Here is an 8,701-nt window from a genome sequence, read left to right on the forward strand (position 1 = left end):
TAGTAATGACACCACATTAATACCCTAACAATATCAACGGTTCAAATGGTGTCATAAATTAACGCTGAAAACAGTACCCAAAGGTATATGTACTTTTTGAGACATCTCTAAAATACATTTTCTACCTTTAGGTACTGTTTGAGGTGCATAGTTTCATAGAATGTTCGATCATTCCTAAAGGTATACTTTTATAAACAAAAAAAGATCCCAAAGAATTGAGTGTTGAATAACAATAAAGTTGTTCCGCAAACGGGCCAAATAATTGAACAAGATCTTTAAAGAAAATTGGATATTTATTTTGAATATAGATGAGATTGTGAAGGGTTGCACTTAACTAAACGGGTGAGTTCAGCAAGTAAAAACAACAATGAGTTTTAACAGGTCCTTATAAAAAAATGTGAATGTACGAAAATTTATCATTTCTTACATTCATTTTCTTATAAAATGAGAATCGTTGAAAAGAGAAGTTCACTTTCTATAACAGAGGATATAGTAACAAAAGTAAGAGCATCCTTACAATACGTGGCCGCTTTTCCCTGTGGAAACTATACTTACTAATTAAAAAAGAAGTGGAATTGTCTCCACTTCTTTTTATATCAACGTATCACTTCTTCTTTTACTCGAGCCAAGATCCCATTATTTTTTATCACTTCTTTATACCAATAAAAACTTTTCTTTGGCTTTCTTTCTAACGTGCCATTTCCATCATTATCTTGATCCACGTAGATAAAACCGTATCGCTTTTCCATTTCTGAAGATGAGTAACTAATTAAGTCAATAATTCCCCAACTGGTGTAACCCATTAACTCGACTCCATCTTCGATAGCTTCTAGCATTTGTTCCAGATGCTTCTCATGGTAACTAATGCGATAATCATCTTGAATGCTGCCATTTTCCTCAATCTTATCATAAGCCCCAAGCCCATTCTCAACAACAAATAGCGGAACTTGATATCGATCATATAGATCATTTAAAGAAATGCGCAAGCCAATTGGGTCAATTTGCCACCCCCATTCACTTACTTCTAAATAAGGATTTTTCACACCTCCGATTGTATTCCCACTAACTTTTTCCATCCCTTCACTATTTTCACTAGCGACCAATGACATATAGTAGCTAAAGGAAATGAAATCAACGGTATGCACTTTTAGTAACTCGTCATCTCCCTCTTGTTTATCAATCTTAATTCCCTTCTCTTTGAACAAACGATTGATAAATCGTGGATATTCCCCACGCACTTGAACATCGGTAAAGAAATGATTGTACTGATTGTTCTTAGAAGCCTTGAGGACATCTTTAGGATTACAGGAATAGGGATATGTCGTTAATTTTGTCAGCATACAACCTATTTGTGAGCCTGGGATAATTTCATGACAATATTTAACGGCTAATGCACTAGCAATGAATTGATGATGCAATGCTTGATACACCGTTTGTTCTATATTTTCAAAACGTTCGGGTACAATACCTCCGCTTGTAAATGGATGGCGGACAATACTATCAATCTCATTGAAAGTGAGCCAATACTTGACCTTGTCTTTATACCTAGTAAAAACAACTTGACTAAATTTCACAAAGAAATCAACTACAATCCGATTCGACCAGCCACCATATTGATTCACTAAATATAGTGGCATTTCATAATGAGATAAGGTAACTAACGGTTCTATTCCATTTTTGTGCATTTCGTCAAATAACCGATCGTAAAAGGCTAAGCCCGCTTCGTTGGGTTGTTCCTCGTCCCCGTTTGGAAAGATACGAGTCCAGGCAATGGAGACGCGTAATGTTTTCAATCCCATCTCTTTAAAAAGCGCCATGTCTTCTGGATATCGATGATAAAAGTCAATCCCCCGACGCTTTGGATAGTCCTCAGTACTTTTAGCACTCATCGCATTTTGGATTTGTTCTTCATCCACTTTATTATGTTTTTTATAGTCGGATTTGCTGACTCCTTTTTTAAAGATTGCGACATCAGCCGTCGATAAACCTTTGCCATCAACGTTCCAGGCCCCTTCTACTTGGTTTGCCGCAACGGCTCCACCCCATAAAAAACCTTCTGGGAATTTCCTAATACTGTTCAACATATTTATACCTCCTGATTATTACTCGTAGTTTCTTGAGATAACTCTGTTAAGATGAATGATTAAATACATCTTTTCTTCATTCGAAATGGTGTAATCAAAATTCGTTTTGATGTACCTCACAATTTTTTCTACACATTTACCTTCCTCTGGATACTTCTGTTTAATTTGATCAAACAAATCATGATCGTCGGTTCTCAGCATTTTATTTTCAATCAGCCGTTGGACAAAGAATTGGAGATGCGTTAGGAACCTTGAGTAATTAATGGTATCCGTAGGAATGTCAATCTTATAGTGAAACTTGATAATATTTTGAATGTCCCTGACTGTATTGGTCATGAGCAAAATTTGATTCATATTATCATCAGTCTGCTGGGCATTCACTAAGTGGAAAGCAATATTGGCCGCTTCTTCTTCCGGAAACCTAATCCCTAACTGATTCTCTATTACATCTAGTGCATGTAAACCTATACTAAATTCTTCCGGATAAAATTTTTTCACTTCCCACAGCAGTCGATTTTGAAGCGTTAAATTCTCTTTAAAACGTTTTGTAGCCATGTAAAGGTGATCTGTTAAAGCGATATATAGGTGTTCATTTAAGGGCTTGGCTAAACGATCCTTTGCGTAAGAGACAATTTCATCTGTAAGTATTAAATATTCTTTTGGGGTTTCTTTCATTAGATTGGTCAAATCATTGGACGTACTTTTATTCTCAGGGACATAAATTCTCTCTATATCTTCCTCGTTGATTGTATCTCCTGGTTTATTTTTAAAACCAATCGCTTTTCCCATCACGATGACTTCTTTTTGATCATCTCGTTTCGCAAGAACAACACTGGTATTTAGCACTTTTACTATTTTCATCACAGTCTCACCTTTCCTAGCTACATCAAAACCCTATTTATAAAACCATTAGAAGTGGCAGCGACTGATTCGATACATTCTGTGTCTTTTCGTTCTGTGGGAGAATCTCCAAATAATCACTTGAATTTGTGATGACCACCGGCGTTGTTGTATCGTAACCAGCCTTTTGAATGTTCTTTATATCAAACTCAATCAAGAGCTGCCCTTGTTTTACTTCCTCACCTTTTTGGACATGAGAAGTAAAATATTGTCCATTTAAATTAACTGTATCAATTCCAATATGGATCAGCACTTCTACGCCTAGATTTGATTTTAGACCAATCGCATGATTGGTATGAAAAATCATTTCAACTGTTCCATCAAACGGAGCCACAACTTTACCCTCAGCAGGCTTAATCGCTATCCCTTTACCCATTATCTCCTCTGAAAACACTTTATCTTTTACCTCTTTTAACGGAATACGTTCTCCTTTAATTGGCGAATAAATTACCTTTCGTTCTGCTTTAATTTCTTTTTCAACAGAAGCTTTAGCAGTATTTTCTTTTTCTTCTGTGACCTTTTCATCTTTAAAGCCAATAACGTAAACCGCGATAAACGTAACCACCATAGAAATAACGGCTCCGATAATAGCTAACATAAAATTCGATGAACCTTTTTCAACGAAAATTGGCATAGACGCAATCCCTGGACCTACCATTGCAAAAGCTTTTACCTTCATAATACCAACAAATATTCCAGAGATACCGGCACCAATCATACATGCAACTAAAGATTTTTTCAGTTTCAAATGTACCCCATATAATGCAGGCTCAGTAATACCAAACAAACCAGAAATACCGCCAGAGAGCGCAACCTGTTTCAATTTAGGATCCTTTGTCTTAAAGTAAACCGCTAATGAACCTGCACCTTGTGCATAGTTGGATGCTAACATTGCTGCAAGTACAAGGCTTTCGTATCCAGGATTACTTAAAGCTGCGATAACAACAGGATAAAAGACCTTATGCATACCAAACATAACGATAAGTGGCATAATCACTGCCAAGATTGCAACAGCTGCCCAGCCAGCCGTATCGTTAATCCATAATACGCCCTTCGCTAAGCCTGAACCTAGGTACATTCCAAGCGGACCTAATACCGTTAAACCGATTGGAGCTACAATTAGGATAACAATTAATGGCTTCAAAAATACTTTCACTGGACCCGGTGATACTCTATCAGCAAACTTTTCAATATAAGACATAAACCAGATGATTAGAATAATAGGAATAACCGAAGACCCGTAAGAAACAATCTTAACCGGGATCCCAGCAAATGAAATGGCTTTACCACTACTAAACATCGCTGTTAAATTAGGATGCAGAAGCACGCCTGCTATTGCCATCGACACCATCGGATTGGTCCCGAACTTTTGTGAACTTGTATAAGCCAATAAAATAGGTAGAAAGAAGTAAGCAGCATCAGAGATTACCTTAAGTAATTGATAAGTCTGACTGTCCTCTGCCATGAGGTTGAACATTGGTAAGAGAACAAGAAGCGCTTTCAACATCCCGGAAGCTGCAATAGCCGGAATAATTGGAGCAAAAATTCCAACTATTAAATTTGAAAAACTGTTAAGGTATCCCTTTAAACTTTTATCTGTTACTACATCAATGGCAGAGTTTGAACCTGCATTAATGTCCGTTAGTTTAATGAATTCCTTGTAAACATGACCAACTTCATTCCCAATAATTACTTGGTACTGCCCCGCTGTGTTAGCTACTTTAATAACTCCCTCAAGATTGCTAATCTTCTCCGTATCTGCTAAAGATGGGTTCTTTAAAGTTAAGCGTAACCGTGTCACACAGTGAACTGCATTTTGAACATTGCCGCTTCCCCCAACATATTGGAGGATTGATTTTGCCAATTCTTTGTAATTCATTGCTATCCCCGCTTTCTTTTTTATCAACAGAGGACATGAAGCCAACAAAAAAAGACCTGGATTGGACGGGAAATAGAATATTATCTCCCATCCAATCTAGGTCTTGCCTGCCGAACAGTAACACGCCTTGTTGAATGTGCGTAGTATTAATTTTTTAATTAAATGAAATCGTTTCATGAAACCGCTTTAAACGCGTTTATAAGATAGATAATAAAGTATTACTAAAAAAAAAACAACCCTTTTTCATAAAAATTTTTAACAGAATTCCTTTTAGCTATTGTTGATTCTCCGAGCCAAAAACATCTTTTGATTAGGATTCGTATTAATACAAAAAACTGCTGTTTTGATTGGAACTTTTGATTATTTACTTGATTATGAAGAAGAACAACTTACTATCTTCTGCAATGAAGGGGTCTTTTCTTGAATAAGGAAGCGTCCATTCTCTATTTAACGGGGATTTGTTTTTCGGAAAATCCCTTAATCCACCTTTTCGAGGGGATGGGCAAAAACACCCTATTTCTAATTTATTAGACAACGACATTTAATTTTAAAGAAATTACGTCAAATAAAAAAGAAAGTCACATAAAGAATGTTGGTAAAGTTTAGAAGAGATTGTGAAGAAATGTACTTAAGCTAACGGGCAGGATAGTTTAAGTACATTACTTCACAAAGCTATAAAAAAGCCGATCTCCTAATTAAAAGAATCGGCTACTTTTATTTTAAATCTTTATAATTATTTTACTTTGTTATATTCCTCATCTGATACTGGTTCCAACCATTCAGGAGTACCGGCAGTGATTGCGATATGTTCAAACCAGCTGTCTTTTGTAGCGCCATGCCAGTGTTTTACACCATCATGAGTGACAATAACATCACCGGCTTTTAAGAATTGAGCAGGTTTTCCTTCTTCTTGGTACCAACCTTCTCCACCGGTTACTAATAAAATTTGAAATCCATCACGATGGATATGCCAGTTATTCCGGCATCCCGGTTCAAAAGTCACATTCCCGACACCAACACTCACGTTAGGATCAGAAACTAGTCCTTTAAGATAACTTTGTCCCACAAAAAATTGTGAAAATGGATTTTTTTCGCCTACTGGGAAAATAACGCCATTTTTAACTTCTTCATGTTTCGCCATTTTGGTTCCTCCAATAAATATCATTAATATTTGTATCCTCTGGCTGATCAATTGCTATAACAAGTCCCCATTCATTACCTGTTTACTTTAATTTTCCGCCAAATACCGGGAAGAAGCTATGCTCACCATAATTCTGGATGTGCTCTACATTCTTCAAAGTCTCCATATCTGCATCGCTGATAACAAAATCAAGCTCTGCATTGATTCTCATGTGATCTGGATTTGCCGTCTTAGGAATTACTACAAGACCAAGCTGGATATCATAACGTAGGCAAAGCTGAGCAACAGATACTCCATACTTATCAGCTATTACCTTAATCTCTGCATTATCGAGAACCGCACCGTGTGCAATTGGTGAATATGCCTCTATTAGGATGCCATTCTTCTGGCAGAATTCAATTAGTTCCAAAGGAGTATTGCTCACATGTGCCAATATCTGATTTACCATAGGTTTGATTTCATAGCTTGCAAGAATATTCTCTATATCATCCTGAAGGAAGTTAGAAAGACCGATTGCTTTTACCTTGCCTGTCTTATAAGCATCCTCCATTGCTTTCCATACTTCTTTGTTTTCCTCGAAGTAACGGTTCCCTTCACGGAACTCCTTCCAAGGCTGTGGGCTGTGGATAATCAGAAGGTCAATGTAATCCAGTCCCATCTTTGCTAAAGACTCGTCAATGGACTGCGTAACTGCATCATAGGTTTTTGCTTCTGCAGCAACCTTTGTCGTAATGAAAAGTTCTTCTCTTGCGACACCGCAGGAACGGATTCCTTCGCCTACACCAGCTTCATTCATATAAGCCTGAGCAGTATCAATATGGCGATATCCGATAGATACCGCATCACGTACTGCCTGTGCTGCCTGTGCATCGTCAAGCAGCCAGGTACCAAGACCTAATATTGGGATTTCTACATCATTTGATAATTTGTAAGTTTCGTTAAACATGTTTTTGTCTCCTTTGCATTGTTATATTCTTTGTAGTACCTTCTCTTATATACTTGGTATTCCCATGTCTCATTAGGAGTTTCTTCAAATGAAACAGAGATGCTTGACTCTCCAGCGTTTACTGTATCCTTAACAGCTTGAACAATCTTATCAGTAAGTTCTTTCTTTTGTTCTTCAGTCCTGCCCGGTAAAAGTTTTACAAGAATATGTGGGATCCCCTATTCTCTTTTCTTAATTTTCAGGAATCATTTCATTAACGCAAGCTAATGCGTTCAGTGTTCTTGGAAAGCCCATATAAGGAAGGCAGTGAGTAATAGTGGCAATCAATGTTTCTTTGTCGTTGCCCACATTTTTGTTTCCTCGCACATGTGCCTTCACTTGACCTTCAGCACCGCCTAAGGCGCTAACGATACACAGAGTAAGCAACTCTCGCGTTTTTAAATCAAGTCCACCACGAGTGTAAAAATCTCCAAAACAAAAAGCGGAAAGATATTCTTGTATATGCTTTTGATTTGCCGGAGCTGACTCTTGCATTCTTTTAATCACATCTCCAAAAATCTCTGTTTGAACAGCAAGCCCTTTCTCAAAACGACTATCTTCATCTACAGTCTTTTGACTTTCAATTGGTAAAGCGATATTCTTAGCCTTGAAAACCTCATTGATTTCATTGATCGCATTTAACGTTTTTGGGAATCCAATGTATGGCGCACACTGGTAAACAGCCTCTTTAATTTCTACAGGTGTTAGCCCAACGTTTAGCGCGGCACTAACATGTGCCTTTAGTTGAGGCAACGTCTGGTTGGTCGCAAGAACCACCAGGGTGATCAACTCACGCTGTTTGTCATCAAGATTACCTTGATAGAAGACTTCCCCAAAAATGAAGTGGCTCAGGATGTCCTGAAAATCAGGATCGGTAACTTGTGCGGCAGTTACTCCCTCACCAAATAGCTGTTTGAACTTTTCCTTGCTCTGTTTAACACGGTCCATAATTACACCTCCACTATTAATTCATTTATTATCCCAAAGTTAATAAAATTTGATTTGTTAAATTGCATATCGATACGTTATCGCACATCTGTGTATAATATAAAATGGAAAAAGGATGTCTGCAATAATCAAAATGCCATGATTTGTGCGTTATTGCACAAGTTAATTAAAATCGTGCGGTAATTTTTGAAGAAAGTTTGGTGGTTATTAAATGACTAGGGTGGATAGAAGAGTACAAAAATCTCAAGAAGCAATAAAAAATGCTTTTATTGAACTGATGTCTGAAAAAAACTTTGATCAGATTACCATACAAGATATATCCGACCGAGCAAATGTCGGTCGAAGAACCATTTATGATCATTATATGGATAAATTTGATCTACTGGAAAAGCTGATTGAAGAACATATTAACGAACTAAGGAAATTGTGCGAATCGGCAGCTGAATTAAGTTTTGTTTAGGGAAATTTGATTTGGTTTGAATATTTTGAACGTAATTATCAATTCTTTTCAACCATGTTAACGAGTAAAGGAGCCCCGGCTTTTCGTAGTCATTTCCTGAGTTTTATAATCGAGGAGTTAGAGGGGGAAATAGATGTAACCAATGGAAAAAATCAAGGATTAAGTAAGGATATAGTTCTTAAATTTTTTGGTGCTGCCATCGTAGAGACAGTAATAGCTTGGATCACTAATGGATTATCAGAATCCTCGAATGTCCTTGCAGAACAAGTGGGGATTTTGCTAGATAGGAATTTCTAAACGCCAA

Annotated in this window: 7 protein-coding genes and 1 pseudogene; 1 reads left to right on the forward strand and 7 read right to left on the reverse strand. The window is 37.1% G+C overall.

Annotated features, from left to right (window positions below; genetic code table 11):
- Window positions 1-596: 596 nt before the first annotated feature.
- From AAHB12_RS30480 to AAHB12_RS30510, 7 genes are all read right to left on the reverse strand, one after another.
- Window positions 597-2,084, reverse strand: a complete 1,488-nt coding sequence (locus tag AAHB12_RS30480; protein WP_342048829.1) for a glycoside hydrolase family 1 protein — start codon at window positions 2,082-2,084, stop codon at window positions 597-599.
- 18 nt (window positions 2,085-2,102) lie between these two features.
- Window positions 2,103-2,945, reverse strand: a complete 843-nt coding sequence (licT, locus tag AAHB12_RS30485) for a BglG family transcription antiterminator LicT (protein ID WP_342048830.1) — start codon at window positions 2,943-2,945, stop codon at window positions 2,103-2,105.
- Window positions 2,946-2,982: 37 nt separating this feature from the next.
- Window positions 2,983-4,863 carry a beta-glucoside-specific PTS transporter subunit IIABC gene (locus tag AAHB12_RS30490; RefSeq protein WP_342048832.1) on the reverse strand — a complete coding sequence of 627 codons (1,881 nt, stop codon included), beginning with the start codon at window positions 4,861-4,863 and terminating at the stop codon, window positions 2,983-2,985.
- Window positions 4,864-5,596: 733 nt separating this feature from the next.
- Window positions 5,597-6,004, reverse strand: a complete 408-nt coding sequence (locus AAHB12_RS30495; protein WP_342048833.1) for a cupin domain-containing protein — start codon at window positions 6,002-6,004, stop codon at window positions 5,597-5,599.
- Window positions 6,005-6,086: 82 nt separating this feature from the next.
- Window positions 6,087-6,950 (reverse strand): aldo/keto reductase, encoded by an 864-nt coding sequence (locus AAHB12_RS30500; RefSeq protein ID WP_342048835.1) that lies wholly within the window; start codon window positions 6,948-6,950, stop codon window positions 6,087-6,089.
- Window positions 6,914-7,165, reverse strand: a complete 252-nt coding sequence (locus AAHB12_RS30505) for a tautomerase family protein (protein WP_342048837.1) — start codon at window positions 7,163-7,165, stop codon at window positions 6,914-6,916. Before AAHB12_RS30505 ends, AAHB12_RS30500 begins: the two co-directional genes overlap by 37 nt.
- Window positions 7,166-7,181: 16 nt before the next feature.
- A complete protein-coding gene (locus tag AAHB12_RS30510) occupies window positions 7,182-7,937 on the reverse strand; it encodes a carboxymuconolactone decarboxylase family protein (protein ID WP_342048836.1) in 756 nt (251 codons plus the stop codon).
- A gap of 211 nt (window positions 7,938-8,148) precedes the next feature.
- On the opposite strand from AAHB12_RS30510, the pseudogene AAHB12_RS30515 reads away from it, so the two are divergent.
- Window positions 8,149-8,694 (forward strand): annotated as a pseudogene (locus AAHB12_RS30515) (TetR/AcrR family transcriptional regulator).
- Window positions 8,695-8,701 lie beyond the last annotated feature (7 nt).

It is taken from the genome of Bacillus sp. OTU530, assembly GCF_038440375.1.

Coding starts and splice junctions, on each gene's coding strand:
- AAHB12_RS30480 (WP_342048829.1), bottom strand. CDS start 2,084: ATGTTGAACAGTATTAGGAAATTCCCAGAAGGTTTTTTATGGGGTGGA.
- AAHB12_RS30510 (WP_342048836.1), bottom strand. CDS start 7,937: ATGGACCGTGTTAAACAGAGCAAGGAAAAGTTCAAACAGCTATTTGGT.
- AAHB12_RS30495 (WP_342048833.1), bottom strand. CDS start 6,004: ATGGCGAAACATGAAGAAGTTAAAAATGGCGTTATTTTCCCAGTAGGC.
- licT (WP_342048830.1), bottom strand. CDS start 2,945: ATGAAAATAGTAAAAGTGCTAAATACCAGTGTTGTTCTTGCGAAACGA.
- AAHB12_RS30490 (WP_342048832.1), bottom strand. CDS start 4,863: ATGAATTACAAAGAATTGGCAAAATCAATCCTCCAATATGTTGGGGGA.
- AAHB12_RS30500 (WP_342048835.1), bottom strand. CDS start 6,950: ATGTTTAACGAAACTTACAAATTATCAAATGATGTAGAAATCCCAATA.